17 protein-coding genes are annotated in these 14,016 nt (G+C 70.5%); 11 read left to right on the top strand and 6 right to left on the bottom strand.

What is annotated here, in order from left to right; translation table 11 throughout:
- Positions 1 to 3 precede the first annotated feature (3 nt).
- The 3 genes from AB0B64_RS38605 to AB0B64_RS38595 all read left to right on the top strand — a co-directional run bounded on the left by AB0B64_RS38605 (position 4) and on the right by AB0B64_RS38595 (position 2,059).
- Positions 4 to 822, top strand: coding sequence for a sulfite exporter TauE/SafE family protein (locus AB0B64_RS38605; protein ID WP_358183999.1), 819 nt, complete (start codon positions 4 to 6; stop codon positions 820 to 822).
- A 161-nt stretch (positions 823 to 983) separates the two neighbouring features.
- Positions 984 to 1,634, top strand: coding sequence for a Chromate resistance protein ChrB (locus AB0B64_RS38600; RefSeq protein ID WP_358183996.1), 651 nt, complete (start codon positions 984 to 986; stop codon positions 1,632 to 1,634).
- Complete coding sequence (locus AB0B64_RS38595) at positions 1,631 to 2,059, top strand: DUF1232 domain-containing protein (RefSeq protein WP_357960458.1); 429 nt, start codon at positions 1,631 to 1,633, stop codon at positions 2,057 to 2,059. The genes AB0B64_RS38600 and AB0B64_RS38595 overlap by 4 nt, the downstream gene beginning before the upstream one ends.
- A gap of 115 nt (positions 2,060 to 2,174) precedes the next feature.
- On the opposite strand, the gene AB0B64_RS38590 is transcribed toward AB0B64_RS38595, so the two are convergent.
- A complete protein-coding gene (locus AB0B64_RS38590; protein WP_358183994.1) occupies positions 2,175 to 2,855 on the bottom strand; it encodes an ABC transporter permease in 681 nt (226 codons plus the stop codon).
- Between the two features lie 123 nt (positions 2,856 to 2,978).
- Between AB0B64_RS38590 and AB0B64_RS38585 the strand changes: the two genes are divergently transcribed.
- A complete protein-coding gene (locus tag AB0B64_RS38585) occupies positions 2,979 to 3,140 on the top strand; it encodes a hypothetical protein (protein ID WP_358183992.1) in 162 nt (53 codons plus the stop codon).
- Positions 3,141 to 3,149: 9 nt separating this feature from the next.
- Here AB0B64_RS38585 and AB0B64_RS38580 read toward each other — a convergent pair whose 3' ends face one another.
- Positions 3,150 to 3,836 (bottom strand): TetR/AcrR family transcriptional regulator C-terminal domain-containing protein, encoded by a 687-nt coding sequence (locus tag AB0B64_RS38580; RefSeq protein WP_358183989.1) that lies wholly within the window; start codon positions 3,834 to 3,836, stop codon positions 3,150 to 3,152.
- 115 nt (positions 3,837 to 3,951) lie between these two features.
- On the opposite strand from AB0B64_RS38580, the gene AB0B64_RS38575 reads away from it, so the two are divergent.
- The gene (locus tag AB0B64_RS38575) at positions 3,952 to 5,097 is read left to right on the top strand and encodes an NAD(P)/FAD-dependent oxidoreductase (RefSeq protein WP_357960468.1); all 1,146 of its coding nucleotides are present in this window, start codon (positions 3,952 to 3,954) and stop codon (positions 5,095 to 5,097) included.
- Between the two features lie 13 nt (positions 5,098 to 5,110).
- Here the strand turns inward: AB0B64_RS38575 and add are convergent, their stop codons facing one another.
- Both add and AB0B64_RS38565 read right to left on the bottom strand, forming a co-directional pair.
- Entirely contained in the window at positions 5,111 to 6,055 is a 945-nt protein-coding gene (add, locus tag AB0B64_RS38570) for an adenosine deaminase (protein ID WP_357960471.1), read from the bottom strand.
- Entirely contained in the window at positions 6,052 to 7,026 is a 975-nt protein-coding gene (locus tag AB0B64_RS38565) for a nucleoside hydrolase (protein WP_358183986.1), read from the bottom strand. The genes add and AB0B64_RS38565 overlap by 4 nt, the downstream gene beginning before the upstream one ends.
- A gap of 68 nt (positions 7,027 to 7,094) precedes the next feature.
- On the opposite strand from AB0B64_RS38565, the gene AB0B64_RS38560 reads away from it, so the two are divergent.
- The 6 genes from AB0B64_RS38560 to AB0B64_RS38535 all read left to right on the top strand — a co-directional run bounded on the left by AB0B64_RS38560 (position 7,095) and on the right by AB0B64_RS38535 (position 12,187).
- The gene (locus AB0B64_RS38560) at positions 7,095 to 8,090 is read left to right on the top strand and encodes a LacI family DNA-binding transcriptional regulator (RefSeq protein WP_358183983.1); all 996 of its coding nucleotides are present in this window, start codon (positions 7,095 to 7,097) and stop codon (positions 8,088 to 8,090) included.
- A 40-nt stretch (positions 8,091 to 8,130) separates the two neighbouring features.
- Positions 8,131 to 8,559: an MmcQ/YjbR family DNA-binding protein gene (locus AB0B64_RS38555; protein ID WP_358183980.1), complete on the top strand. Its 429-nt coding sequence runs from the start codon at positions 8,131 to 8,133 to the stop codon at positions 8,557 to 8,559.
- 150 nt (positions 8,560 to 8,709) lie between these two features.
- Positions 8,710 to 9,528: an NAD(P)H-binding protein gene (locus AB0B64_RS38550; RefSeq protein WP_357960482.1), complete on the top strand. Its 819-nt coding sequence runs from the start codon at positions 8,710 to 8,712 to the stop codon at positions 9,526 to 9,528.
- A gap of 192 nt (positions 9,529 to 9,720) precedes the next feature.
- Positions 9,721 to 10,158 carry a hypothetical protein gene (locus AB0B64_RS38545; RefSeq protein ID WP_357960485.1) on the top strand — a complete coding sequence of 146 codons (438 nt, stop codon included), beginning with the start codon at positions 9,721 to 9,723 and terminating at the stop codon, positions 10,156 to 10,158.
- Positions 10,155 to 11,378 carry a divalent metal cation transporter gene (locus tag AB0B64_RS38540; protein WP_358183977.1) on the top strand — a complete coding sequence of 408 codons (1,224 nt, stop codon included), beginning with the start codon at positions 10,155 to 10,157 and terminating at the stop codon, positions 11,376 to 11,378. The genes AB0B64_RS38545 and AB0B64_RS38540 overlap by 4 nt, the downstream gene beginning before the upstream one ends.
- Entirely contained in the window at positions 11,375 to 12,187 is an 813-nt protein-coding gene (locus AB0B64_RS38535) for a hypothetical protein (protein WP_358183974.1), read from the top strand. Before AB0B64_RS38540 ends, AB0B64_RS38535 begins: the two co-directional genes overlap by 4 nt.
- Before the next feature lie 223 nt (positions 12,188 to 12,410).
- Here AB0B64_RS38535 and AB0B64_RS38530 read toward each other — a convergent pair whose 3' ends face one another.
- Both AB0B64_RS38530 and AB0B64_RS38525 read right to left on the bottom strand, forming a co-directional pair.
- The gene (locus AB0B64_RS38530) at positions 12,411 to 13,220 is read right to left on the bottom strand and encodes an alpha/beta hydrolase (RefSeq protein WP_358183971.1); all 810 of its coding nucleotides are present in this window, start codon (positions 13,218 to 13,220) and stop codon (positions 12,411 to 12,413) included.
- A gap of 11 nt (positions 13,221 to 13,231) precedes the next feature.
- A complete protein-coding gene (locus AB0B64_RS38525) occupies positions 13,232 to 13,996 on the bottom strand; it encodes an alpha/beta hydrolase (RefSeq protein ID WP_358183968.1) in 765 nt (254 codons plus the stop codon).
- Between the last annotated feature and the right edge of the window lie 20 nt (positions 13,997 to 14,016).

Below are 14,016 nucleotides of genomic sequence, written 5' to 3'. Positions count from 1 at the left end.
GTGGTGATCGATGCCGTGTACGCGTCGGCCTCGGATGCGGCGTTCGTGCCGACGTCGGTGATCGACGGCACGTTCGCGCTGACGTCGGTGATCGATGCCAGGTTCGCGCTGACGCTTGCCGCCGCGTGCGCGGCGGCGTTCGTGCTGGCGGTGGTCTCGGCGGTGGCCGGGTTCGGTGGTGGGGTGCTGTTGCTGCCGGTCTTCACCGCGTTGTTCGGGTTACGCGTGGCGGTGCCGATGCTGACGCTGGCCCAACTGGCCAGCAACGGCTCCCGCGTCGTGTTCAATCGGCGTGAGCTGCGCTGGTCGCTGGTGGGCTGGTTCGCCCTCGGCGCCGTCCCGCTGGCCGTGGCCGGCGGCCTGCTGCTGGCGCACGCTCCGCTGGGGCCGCTCAAGCGGCTGTTGGGCATCTTCCTACTGGTCGTGGTCGCCTGGCGGCGCCTGCGTCCCCATCCCCGCTCGCCGGCCGCCCCGGCCTTCGCGGCGGTCGGGGCGGCCTCCGGTCTCGGCTCGGCGCTGCTGGGCTCGGTCGGACCGCTCACCGCGCCGTTCTTCCTGGCGTACGGCCTGACGCGAGCCGCCTATATCGGCACTGAAGCGGCCAGCGCCCTCGTCATGCACCTGGCCAAGATCGCCGCTTATGGTGCCGGAGATCTGCTCGGCTTGCGCGTGCTGACCTACGGCGCGGCCCTGACCCCGGCCACGCTGGCCGGCGCCTGGCTGGGCAAGAAGATCGTCGCCCGGGTCAGCGACGGGGTGTTCGTCGTGGCGGTGGAGGTCGGGCTGGTGGTGGTCGGCGTGTTGTTGCTGATCGGTCTCTGACCCGGGCGGATTCCCGTGGTGGCCGCTTTCAACGGCCGGTGTGGGCTTGGCCGCGAATAACCGCGAATGGCGGCGGTGACGCGACTCGGCGATCAGGGAGAGCCAGCCATGACGCCGGAGCTATTCGTTGCTGTTGATTGTTACGGATGTAACATGGGCGCGTGACGGAGAGCGCGGACGAGCAGGGCTGGTTGTTGATCAGCGTGTCCACGGCGGGAGCCGCCCCCACGCTGCGGGTGCAGGTGTGGCGCAAGCTGCGCTCGCTGGGCGGGCTGTATCTGCAGCAGTCGGTGTGCCTGCTGCCCGAACATGAGCAGACCCTGCGGCAGGTACGCCGCTTGCTCGACCGGGTGCGTCAGCAGGGCGGCACCGGCCGCCTCCTGCACGTGGCGATGACCGATCAGGCCGAGGAGCGGCAGGTCATCGGCGAATTCAACGCCGCCCGAGACGCCGAGTACGCCGAGGTGCTGGAGCGCCTGCCGGCCTTCCGGCAGGAACTGGCGCGCGAGCGGGAGCGCGGCAGGGCCACCTACGCCGAGGTCGAGGAGTCGGAGGCCGACCTGGAGCGCTTCCGCTCCTGGCTGGCCAAGATCGCCGCCCGCGACTATTTCGCCGCTCCGGCCGGCGCGGCGGCGGGAGCCGGGGTCGAGGAGGCCGCAGCCGACCTGGCCGCCTTCGAGCAGGACGCGCTCGCGGCCGAGTCCCCGGCCACGGAGAGCGGTCTCACTGTGCCGGCGCGGGTTGCGGCCGAAGTGCCCGCCACCGAGAGCGGTCTCCCCGTGACGGAGAACGGAACGGGGGAGCGGGCATGACCGGCTGGTGGGGATGGGATCTGCTGATCGGGGTCGCCGTCGCGCTGCTGGTCACCTGGCTGGCGCTGATCGCGGCGCTGGCAGTCCTCCGGCCGCGCGGCGGGCTGCTGCGCGAGGCGTTGCGGCTGCTGCCCGACGTGCTGCGGCTGGTGCGCCGCCTGGCCGCCGACCGCGAGCTGCCACGTGGGGTGCGGGTACGTCTGGGGCTGCTGCTCGCTTACCTGGCCATGCCTCTCGACCTTGTGCCCGACTTCATCCCGGTCCTGGGCTACGCCGACGACGCGATCATCGTCACGGCGGTGCTGCGCTCGGTGGTCCGCCGCGCCGGGCTGCAGGCTGTGCGCCGCCACTGGCCCGGCACCGAGGACGGATTCACCGCGCTGTGCCGCCTGACCGGCCTGGCCGAGCGCGGCTCGGCGTCCTGAGTCTCGCTGAGAGCGGGTGGCATCCTGCCGACCGCTGGCCAGCTTTGTGGCATCTTGCCGACTGCCGGTCAGCGGGTATGGGCAGCACTCTTCTGTCCCGCAGGCTGCGTGCTCGTCATCGGGTATGGTCGGCGCGGTTCCACCAGAGGGCGGTCGTGACGGCTCCGGCCGCGCCGGTGGCCGTGACCAGGAGCAGTCCGGCGAGGCCAGGCGGGTCCTGGCCGGGGTCGGCGATGCGGGCGTACAGGGCGGGCACCGACCAGGGGAAGGCGGCGCCATAACCGAGCGCGGCGATCACCTGAGCGGTGAAGACGATGGCGAGCAGGACGCCGACGGCGGCCAGGTAGCCGCGGCCGACGCTGGCGGCCAGGGCCAATGGCGTGCTGGTCAGCGCGGCCAGCGCGGCCGCGGCCACGACGCGTGCGACGCCGTCTCCCACGGTCGGCCCTGACCAGCCGGGCAGGGCGAGCAAGGTGCCGATCAGCAGACCGAGCCCGGCGAGTAGCAAGGCCAGCAGCAGTGCCCAGTGCGCGGCGATGGTGAACTTGGCGGCCACAATGGCGGTGCGGGAGGTGGGCAGGGCCAGCAGGTCGGTGGCGGTGTGGTCGCTGAACTCGCGGCCGAACAGCCAGATCGCGATCATCCCGTAGAGGCCCAGGCCGCCCACCGCGACGGCCTGGGCGAGCAGGGCGAGATAGCCGGACCAGTCGGCGCCGGCGCCGGACAGCTGGGCCTTGGCGCCGAGCAGGCCGAACGCCCGGGCGCGGGCGGGGTCGGCCAGGATGAACATGAACATCCGTCGGCGCGGAGCACCGCGCAGGCGGCGTGGTCGTCGCGGGTGGCCAGGCGCAGGTGGCGGCGGCGGTGCCGGTCCAGGTGGTCGGCGTCGTGCTCGCCGATCAGGCGGCCGTGGTGCAGGATGCCGATGCGGGTGGCCAGGCGGGCGACCTCGGCCAGCAGGTGGCTGGACAGGAACACGGTGGTGCCGTGCTGGTGGGCAGTCGAGACCGACCACGGGGAAGGCGGCGAGCAGGTCGTGGGCGTGCACTGGGCACATCCTTCGGGGTTCCGCACCGCCTGAAGCGCGGCATCACGGGTCCGCGGTCGTGTTCAGGCCGTCCAGGAGCAGGTCGAGGCCGGTGATGAACTGGTCGCGGTCGGCGTGCTCGCGCAGGTCCGTGGTGGTGCGCGTCAGGAAGGGGTAGTCGGCGGGGTCGAGTTCTGCCCAGCTTTCGGCGGTCTGCGCGAGGTAGGCGTCGCGGCTGGTGGCCGCGTCGAGGGTGGCGCGTGGGGTGATGATCTGGGCGCTGACGCCGGTGATGTAGTAGGAGATCGCGGTGGAGACCGCGAAATGCCGTTCGGCGGGCAGCCCGGTCCGTGCGACAAGGGTGCCGATGCGGTCGAGCAGGCGCAGAGCGTTCGCCAGCGTGGCCGGCGCGGTGACGTGGGAGGCCGCCCAAGGGTGCCGATCAAGGGCGTCGAAGACGGCGATGGCGAGCGCGCGCAGCCCGGCGCCGGCGCCTTCCTCGAGGCGCGGAACCGCGGCGAAGGCGTGGCCGAGCACCTGGTCGGCGGCCAGGGCGACGAGCTCGTCCTTGTTCGTCATGTGCCAGTAGAGCGCGCCGGGTCCGGTGTTCAGCTGTTTGGCCAGCAGCCGGAAGGTGAGTCCCCGCTCGCCGTGCTCGTCCAGCAGCGCGACGGCCGCGTCGACGATCACCTCTCGCGAAAGGGCGCCGGCGCGTCCCCCGGTGGGTGCTCTTCCGCGGGTCCGTGGCATGACCTCATTTTGACACATCCTGGATCGGCGTTCCATATTACTTATGGAACGCCGATCCATATTGGTGTCCGGGCAGCCGCCCGGCGCTCCGCCCGTACGGGAACGAGGAAGCCCCATGAACACCAGCCACCACCCGATCGCCATCGTCGGCGCCGGCCTCGGCGGCTTGACCCTCGCCCGGGTCCTGCACGTCCACGGCATCCCCGCGACGGTCTACGAGGCCGACCCCTCGGCGAAGTCCCGTACGCAGGGCGGCCAGCTCGACATCCACGAGGACGACGGGCAGCGCGCGCTCGCCGACGCCGGTCTCACCGCCGAGTTCCGCGCGATCATCCACGAGGGCGCTGAGGCGCTGCGCGTGCTCGACCAGCACGGCAAGCCGCTGTTCGAGGCCCCCGACGACGGCATGGCGCGGCGTCCCGAAGTGCTTCGCGGAGACCTGCGCCGGATCCTGCTCGACTCCCTGCCCGGCCAGACGGTCCAGTGGGGGCGCAAGGTCACCGGTGTCCGGCCCCTCGGCGACGGCCGGCACGAGCTGACCTTCGCCGACGGCGCGAGCGTGACCAGCGGCCTGCTCGTGGGTGCCGACGGCGCCTGGTCGAAGATCCGCCCACTGCTGTCCGACGCCGAGCCCGAGTACACGGGCACGACGTTCATCGACACCTACCTGTACGACGCCGACGAGCGGCACCCCGCGACGGCCCAGGCGGTCGGCGCCGGCGCGATGTACGCGCTGACCCCGGGAAAGGGGATCATCGCGCACCGCGAGGCGGGGAACATCCTGCACACCTACGTCGAGCTGAACCGCCCCGCCGAGTGGATCGCCGACCTCGACTTCACCGATGCCGCCGCCGTGACCGCTCGGGTCGCGGCCGAGTTCGACGGGTGGGCACCGGAACTCACCGCGCTGATCACCGACGGCGAGACCGCTCCGGTCGCGCGCATGATCCACACACTCCCGGACGGACACCGATGGGATCGCGTGCCCGGCGTGACGCTCCTCGGCGATGCCGCGCACCTGATGCCGCCGTCAGGCGACGGCGCGAACCTGGCGATGTTCGACGGCGCCGAACTCGCCAAGGCGATCGCCGCACACCCCGGCGACATCGAAGCGGCACTCACCGCCTACGAGAAGGAGCTGTTCCCGCGTACCGAGGCCTTCTACGCCGACGCCCACGAAATGCTGGACCTCTGCCTCGGCGACCGCGCACCGTTCGGACTCATCGACCTCATCAACGGTGATTCCCAGGGGCAGCCCTGAGCCACAGCGCCGATCACGGGGTGAAGGCCGCGGCGGCCGCGTGATCCTGCGCGAGCCTGTCCTGCTCAGCCGTCCACCCGGTCGCCGCGCGCAGCTGGTCGAACTCCTGGGACAGGGTGGTCCCCGAGGTGGTGCGCGCGTCGGTGCTGATGGTGACGGCCAGCCCGTCGGCCAGGAGCCGGGGCGCGGGATGCGCCTGGAGGCTGGAGACCGCGCCGGTGAGCACATTGCTCGTCGGGCACATCTCCAAGGCGATACCGTCGCGCCGCAGCCGCTCGAGGAGCGCGTGCTCGCCGACGCACCTGACGCCATGGCCGATCCGGCGCGCGCCGAGCACGTCGATCGCCTCCCACATGCTGTCAGCGCCCGCCGCCTCACCGGCATGGACCGTACAGGGGAGCCCCGCCCCGTGGGCGAGATCGAAGGCGGCCCGGTGCGGGGTCGCGGGGTGCAGCCGCTCATCGCCCGCGAGATCGAGTCCGGCCACCTTGTCGCGGTGCCGCAGCGCCGTCTCGGCGACGGCGAGGCTCTCCTCGGGCGTCTGGTGCCGCAGGCAGCACAACAGCAGCCCGGTGCGTACGCCGGTGGCCTGCCGCCCCGCCGCCAGCCCCTCGGAGACCGCTTGGACCGCCTCGTCCAGAGTCATGCCACGATGGCCGTGCAACTGCGGGGCGAAACGCGCCTCGCCGTAGACCACCCCATCGGCGCTCCAGTCTTCGACCAGCTCGCGGGCGGCCCGGTGAAGGGCGTCGGGGGTCTGCAGTACGCATAGCGGCAGGTCGATGTAGGTGAGGAAGTGGGCCAGGCTGCCGCAGGAGGCGGGTGCCGTGACCAGTTGCTCGACGGGGGCGGTCAAGGCGATGCCCTGGTGGTGTGCCAGGTCGGCGACAGTGCCGGGGCGTACCGATCCGTCGAGATGACAGTGCAGTTCGTGACGCGGTACGGAAGCGGCGGTCATTGGTGCTCTTTCACGTCATGTCGGCTTTGGCGGATTCCGGCGCAGGTGGTGAACAGCAGGTCCTTGAAACCGGCTTCATTGACCCGGCGGACCAGCGTCAGATTGGGCGGCGGGGCGGAGCGGCGGCGGTCGATGATCAGCTGGCCGCGGGTCTCGTCGCCGAGGGCGATGTCCACATGGGCCCGCTCCTGTTCGGTGATCAGTTCGGGCCGCAGTGCCACGGCCATGGCGACGGGGTCGGGGAGGTCATAGCCGGCCAGGCCGGTGACGTCGCGGGCCCAGTCGGCGAGAGTACGGTTCACGCGGTGGGCGAAGGTGGCCATCGGAGTACCGAGCCGCTCCAGCCGGGACTGGTCCGCGGGCGTCATGACGGCGTCCCGGCGGGAGACGTCCCAGCCGATCCAGGTCACCTTGTCGGGCGTGGCGCTCTCCAACACCACCCGGGCCGCCTCGGGGTCGGCCCAGGCGTTGAACTCGGCGGTGGCCGTGATGTTGCCGCTCAGGTCCGCGGCGCCGGCCATGCAGTACACATGCCGGTAGCGGGTCAGCAGATCGCGGTCGCGGACCAGCGCGGCCGCGAGATTGGTGAGCGGGCCGAGCGTGACCAGCGTCAACTCGCCCGGATGACCGCGCGGGGAGGACAGCAGGACCTCGACGGCGTGCCGCTCCTCGGCCGGCCGCAGGGGGTCGGGTAAGCCGATGTCGCCCATCCCGTCCTGGCCGTGCACCTGCTGGGCGGTGGACAGCGGACGTGTCATCGGGCGTTCGCATCCCGGATGGACGGGGATGTCGACGCGCCCGGCCACTTGCAGGGAAAAGAGCGCGTTGCGGGTCCCCGTCGCCAGGGGTACGTTGCCCGCCACCGTGGTCACGGCGCGGATGTCGCCCAGACCGCCGGCGGCGGCCAGCAGCAGCGCCACCGCGTCGTCCGACCCGGTGTCGGTGTCGATGATCAAGGGAAGAGCCGACACTGCTCACCTTTCATCTAATCGGTTAGACCACGCTATCTAATCGATTAGCTGGCAGAATGTAAACCGCCATGACGAAACGCGCAGACAAGCCCATCACGCTCGCCGATGTGGCCCGCCGGGCGGGGACCTCCACGGCGGTGGTCAGCTATGTGATCAACGACGGTCCGCGTCCCGTCGCCGCCGCGACGCGCGAACGCGTCCTGGCGGCCGCGGCCGAGCTGCGCTACCGGCCCAACCGCATCGCCCGGGCACTGCGCTCGCGTACGACGGGCGTGGTCGGCCTGGTGCTGGCCGACGCGTCCAATCCCTACTTCGGGGCCCTGGCCAGACACATCGAGCAAGCGCTTGAGAAGCGCGACCGCCTCACGCTGGTCGGCAACGCCGGATACTCCGCGGAGCGCCAGCGGCATCTCACCGAACGGTTCCTGGCCGCCCAGGTCGACGGGCTGGTGATCGTCGCCGCGGACGGCGGGGGAGATGTGGCGGCCCAGGCTGAAGCGGCGGGCGTACCGGCCGTGTACGTCCATCACGGGCACCCCGGCGGGCACGGACAGGTGGTGGCGGCCGACAACCAGGCCGCCGTGCGCGAAGCCGTCGGACACCTGCGCCGGCACGGGCACCGGAGCCTCGCCTTCCTGGCCGGCCCCACCGACGATGGGCCCGTGGGAGTGCGCCGCGAGGCATGGGCCGCGGCCGTGACCGGCGATCCGGACGCCGTACTCCTGCGCTGCGACTACTCACGCGGCGCCGCGGACGCCTTGACCCGCCACCTCATCGCCGAAGGGACCATGCCGCGCGCCTTGATCACCGCCACGGACGAGCACGCCATCGGGGTCCTGTCCGGGGCGTGGGCCCGCGGGCTTGCGGTCCCCGACCGGCTGGCGCTGATCAGCCTCGACGGTACGCCGGAGAGCGCCCACACCGCTCCGGCGCTGACCGTCACCGAACAGCCGTTGCGGGCCATGGCGGAGCAGGCCGTCGAGCTGCTGTTCGGCGATATTTCCGGGGCGCTTGCCGCACATGCCCCTTTGGTCGTCAGGCGCAGCTGCGGCTGTGCGGCTTGATGATCTCGTCCAACACGCTGAAATTTCTTACGCTGGGCGTGTGCCCGACGATGATGGAACTCGGCCCGCCCGCGTCGAGGACGTGCATGAACTGGCCCTGGCCATGCCGCACGTCACCGTCGTACACGGGACCGGCGGCAATCCGGTCTACCAGGTAGGCGGGAAGTCGTTCATTTTCTTCCGCAACCCACGGCCTGATGCGGTCGACCCCGAAACCGGGCAGCGCTATTCGGATGTGATCGTCTTCTGGGTCGAGTCCGAGGCGGACAAGCAGGCGCTGGTGCAGGACGAGGCGTCGCAGTTCTTCACCACCCCGCACTTCGACGGTCACCCGTCGGTACTCCTGCGGGCCGGCCGGATCGGTGAGCTCACCCGGAACGAGCTGGCCGAGGTGGTCCAGGACGCGTGGCTGTCCCGTGCGTCAGCGCGCAGAGCGGCAGCGTGGCTGAGCGCGCATCCTCCGGCGTGATCACACTTCGCCTGGGAAAGCTTGCTCACGGGTCCGGGTCCGTCCCATGCTCCGGCTTGAAGGTTCATTCAATTAATTGATTGAGTAGTATGTGCGACATGCCGCCAAAGGAACGGCATGCTCACCGAGGATCAGGGGAGGCCCCACATCATGGTCACGGTTGTTTTCGGCGCCCGGGGGAGTGTCGGCCGCCATGTCGCCGCGGGTCTGACCGCTTTGGGCAAGCAGGTCCGGCTGACGAGCAGGACACCGGACAGCTCCCACATAGCGGCGGATCTGGACGCGCCGGAAACGTTGCCCGCCGCGCTGGAAGGCGCCTCGCAGGTCTTCCTCTATGCCAAGCCCGCGGGCATCGCTGGTTTCGTGACGGCTGCCCTTACGGCGGGGGTGCGGCACGTGGTGTTGCTCTCGTCCGGGGCGGTCGTGCAGCCCGGCGCCGACCGCAATCCGATCGCGCGGGACCATCGCATCGTGGAGTCGGCCCTGGAGGAGTCCGGGCTGTCCTGGACCTTCCTGCGGCCGGGGATGTTCGCGACCAACGCCCGATGGTGGTGGACGCGGGCGATCAAGGGTGGGGAGGCGGTGCGACTGCCGTACCCGGAGGCGATGACGGCTCCCGTCAGCGAGCGGGACATGGCCGCGCTCGCGGTGACGGCGCTGACCGAGCGCGGGCACGGGCGGCAGGCGTACACGTTGTACGGGCCGCAGGCGCTCACCCTGCGCGAGCAGGTCGGGCACATCGGCGCGGCCATCGGCAGGGAGATCCCGATCGAGGTGGTCACACCCGAACAGGCGCGGGCCGACCTGGGCAGGACGATGCCCGCCATGGGAGTGGAGGCGATCATGGGCGCGTGGGCGGCCGGCGCCGAGACCGTCCCGGAGACCTCCGTCATCGTCGAGAAACTCACCGGACGCCCCGCCCAGACCTTCGCGGAATGGGCGCGGGACCACGCCGCCGACTTCCGCTGACCACCTTCAGGCCGGTCCTGCTCTGACAGGTCTCGCAGGACCGGGAGCCTTCGCCGTCGCAAGGTGCATGATCGCTGGGCGGCTGGGCAGGTGCACGCTCGTGCAAGATGAGGGGTTGGTGTTACTCGCGGCCTGGGGGCAATTCCTGGTGCTGCTGGTGCTGCTGGGTTATTTCCTCCTGCGGCGCCGTTCATGACGGGCTCGAAGCGCGTCGCGCCGATCCTGGCTGTGCTGCTGCTGAGCGGGTGTGCGAGCCCGGCCTGGGATGACCACGACTACGGGCTGAAGGCCGCCCAGTCGGCGCAGTCGGCCGCCTCAAGCCTGGAGATCGTACGGCTGGCCGTACGCCATGAGGACCGCCTGACCACGCCCTACCTCAAGACGTTGTTCACCGAGACGGTCAAGGATCTGGGCAGCGTCAACAGCCAGTTCGGCGGGGTGCAGCCGCCGTCCCCCGCCGCCGACGAGGTGCGCGGGCGGCTGCTCGACCTCACCGGCGAGGCCGAGGACCAGGTGGCGTCGCTGCTCATCCAGGTCAGGCGGGACGGGATCAAGGACCCGGCGGCGGCCGCAAAGGATCTTGAAGAGGTCGCCGTGAAGCTGCGGGCCTTCGAGGAGGCACATCGGTGAAGAAGCTCTTCGCGGTGACGCTGGGCATCCTCACCGCCTTCGGGGGGTTCGTCGACATCGGGGACCTGGTCGCGAACTCACTGGTCGGCGCCAGGTTCGGGATGTCGCTCGCCTGGGTGGTCGTGGTCGGCGTCATCGGGATCTGCCTGTTCGCCGAGATGTCGGGCCGGATCGCGGCCGTCTCGGGGCGGCCGGTGTTCGACCTGGTCAGGGAGCGGATGGGGCCACGGGCCGGCCTGGTCAACCTGGGGGCGTCGTTTTTCATCAACGTCCTCACCCTGGCCGCCGAGATCGGCGGCGCGTCACTGGCTCTGGAGCTGGCCACCGGGATCAACTACCTGCTGTGGGTGCCGGGCGTCGCGCTGGTGGCGTGGCTGGTGATGTGGCGGGTCAAGTTCGAGACGATGGAGCGGATCTTCGGGCTGGCCGGGCTGGCGCTGGTGGCGTTCGCGGTGGCGCTGTGGCAGCTCGGGCCCGACTGGCACGAGCTGGGCCGCCAGCTCACCCGGCCGCCGGCCGACGAGGGCGCGCCGACGTACTGGTACTACGCGATCGCCCTGCTCGGCGGTGCGATGACGCCGTATGAGGTGTTCTTCTTCTCCTCCGGCGGGGTCGAGGAGAAGTGGACCCGCAAGGACCTGATCACCTCACGGGCCAACGTGTTCGTCGGCTTCCCGCTGGGCGGATTCCTGTCGCTGGCCATCGCGGGCTGCGCGGCGGTGGTGTTCTTCCCGGTGAAGGCGGAGGTCGACACGCTCGGCCAGATGCTGCTGCCCGCCGGGATCGGGCTGGGGCAGCTCGGCCTGGCCGCGGTGATCTTCGGGGTGTTCGCGGCGACGTTCGGCGCGACGCTGGAGACCGCGCTGTCGTCGGGCTACACCATCAGCCAGTACTTCGGCTGGCAGTGGGGCAAGCTGGTCCGCCCCCGCGACGCCGCGCGCTTCCACTCCGTGGTGCTGGCGTGGGTCGTCATCGCGACCGCGCTGATCCTGACGACCATCGATCCGATCATGGTCACTGAGTACTCGCTGGTCTTCTCGGCGGCGGCACTTCCCCTGACGTACCTGCCGGTGCTCATGATCGCCAACGATCCCGACTACATGGGCGGCCAGGTCAACGGCCGGTTCAGCAACGCACTCGGGACCGCGTACATGATCCTTCTGCTCGTGGTGGCCGTGGCGGCCGTCCCGCTGATGATCGCGACGAAGGCGGGGCAATGAGGGCCAGGGAACTGCACGCGAACCTGCACCTGCTCGACCGGCAGGTGATCAGCGCTGACGACGGGCGCCCGGTGTGCAAGATCGACGACCTGGAGCTGACCTTCGACGAGGAGGGGTGCCCTTACCTCGTGTCGATCCTGACCGGCCCGCTCGCGCTGGGCCCGCGCCTCGGCGGCCTCGCCGGCCGCCTGATGGTGGCGGTCACCGAACTGTTCCGCCCCGAAGAGGATCCGGGCCCGCAGCGCCTCCCCATGCGCCTGGTATCCGACATCAACAGCGCTGTCACGGTGGGCGGTACGCCTCAGGAGGCGGCTCTCGAACACTGGGCCCGGGTCAACCTCATCGCCCCGCTGCCGGGCAGCGGCGCCGAGCCGGTCGCCCGCGACCGGCGCCCGGCCAGGATCGGCGAGGTCACGGGCGAGTTGCGGATGAGCGCCCTGCTCGGCCGCCGCGTCCTCGACGAGGACGGCAGGCCGGTCGGGCAGGTGGCCGATGTACGGCTCCGCCAGGACGGGCCGATGCTCGGCGACGTGCAGCACGCTTTTCGCGTCGCCGGCCTCATCGTGGTCCCTCGTCACACCGGCCGACTGTTCGGCTACGAACGCGGCCCGCACGGACCCGGCCCAGCACTCGTCCGGGCCCTCGTCAGAGGACTGCACCGCGACAGCCGCTACGTCACCTGGGAGCAGGTGGACACCCTCGGCGAGGACGTGCGGCTCAACGCCGAGATGGACGCGCTCTTGCCGCTCTCCGACCTCTACCGGCCGATCTCAGCAGACGAGGGGCAAGACAGCGGTCCAACATCATGAATGCCTCGTCGGCCACACTGAGCCCATGCGATACGTCGGCCGGGTGCCCGCCCCGCCACTCGACCGGTTCATCGACGACATCTACTGTCTGACCGGGGTGCCACGCATTGCTGGCGCCGGTCACCACCGCGACCTTGCCCTGAAGTTTCAAGTCCATGGCATCCCTTTCTGCGGCACAGCCGCAGCGTTGACCGGTGATGGCGATCAAGGCTACGGATCGCTCTCAGCTCGTGTGTAGGTCGTTCCTGGTGAGCCAGGTCAGGCAGGCGTCGGCGACCTCACGCCAGCCATGGTCGATGGTCAGGGAGTGGCCGCGGTCGGGGAACTCCTGGAAGTCGGTGATCGCGGTGGAGTCCCGGTACTGCTTGAGGGTCGCCTTGGTGACGGTCTCGGGGACGGTGTGGTCCTTGCCGCCGGCGATCAGGAGCAGCGGTCCCCGGGCGTTGTTGCCGGTGTCGACCTTGGCGGGTGAGTGGGGGGAGACGTTGGCGACGGCGGCCTCGAACAGCGGCTTGCCCGGCGCGGGGATGGTCCAGCGTTCGTACAGGTCGGCGGCCTCCTGAGCCGGGATGGCGTTGCCGAATGCGTAGGTGAACTGGTCGAGGGTGAGGGAGACGGCCCGGTGCTTGTTGGCCGGGTTCTTGAACACCGGCAGGGTCGAGCGCAGCGCCGACAGCGGCAGCGGCAGCACGCCCTTGATCTGTGCGGCGTCGATCGCGATCGCGGCTCTGGCCAGGTCCTGCCCGAGCAGCTTCTCGGCGATCATGCCACCGAAGGAGTGGCCGATCAGGATCGGCTTGACCTCCAGAGCGTTGATGATCTCCGTGTAGTGGGCGACGACGTCGTCGATGCCATGGTCGGCGATAGTGTCGGGGTCCTTGCGGGACTGTTCGACGCTTTCGCTGTCGCCCGGCCAGCCGGGGGCCATCGCGTCGTAGCCGGCGGCCGTGAACAACTCGATCCAGGAGGACCAGGAGGTGGCGTGCAGCCACAGGCCGTGAATGAAGATGACGGGAGTGGTCGGTGCGGTCATCGGTTGCTCCTCTATGCCGGATGGGGGTGCTTGACCGCCTGGGTCGCGGTCGCGGCGGTGCGGATGTGGTCGGCCACGGCTGCCGGTTGCGACAGCGCGATCGCATGTGAGGCATCGACCTCGATGGTGTCGGCCCCGGCGCGCTTGGCCATGAAACGCTGGGCGGCGGGATGGATCGCCTGGTCGGCGGTCGCCACGACGTACCAGGACGGCAGGCTCTTCCAGCTCGCGGAGGGAGAGCTCTGCTCGAACGCCACAGCCGCGATGGGGCGCTGCGCGACGGCCGCCACCGAGGTGAGACGCTCAGGCAGGTCGGCGGCGAACACAGCCGGAAACTGGTCGTCCTTGAGGTACAGCTCCACGGCCTCCTGCCCATCGCCTGTGCGGAAGACGGCCGGCCGCAGCGCCGGGCCCAGCAGGCTGTCGGGGAAGCGGCCCGTGATATTCAGCACGCTTTCCCCTGCCTCCAGGGCGAAAGCGGTCACGTAGACCAGCCCGACCACGTTGCCCAGTTGGTCCGCGGCCCCGGTGATGACCACGCCGCCGTAGGAGTGACCCACCAGCAGGACCGGGCCGTCGATCGCGGCGACGACGCCGGCGAGGTAGGCGGCGTCGGTGGCCGGTCCGCGCAGCGGGTTGGCAACCGCGATCACGGGAATCCCGGAATCCTGCAGCTCGGCGATCACGCCCGCCCAGCTCGAGGCGTCCGCGAAGGCACCGTGGACCAGCACGACGGTCGGCGTGCTGCCGTTCTTGAAGGATCTCGCTGTGGTCATGGCCTCACCGTAGGAACCTC

This window comes from Nonomuraea sp. NPDC049129, assembly GCF_040648495.1.
In the GTDB taxonomy this organism is placed as follows: Bacteria; Actinomycetota; Actinomycetes; order Streptosporangiales; family Streptosporangiaceae; genus Nonomuraea.
The sequence above is the reverse complement of the archived record's forward strand: the minus strand, read 5'-3'. Positions and strand labels throughout refer to the sequence as shown.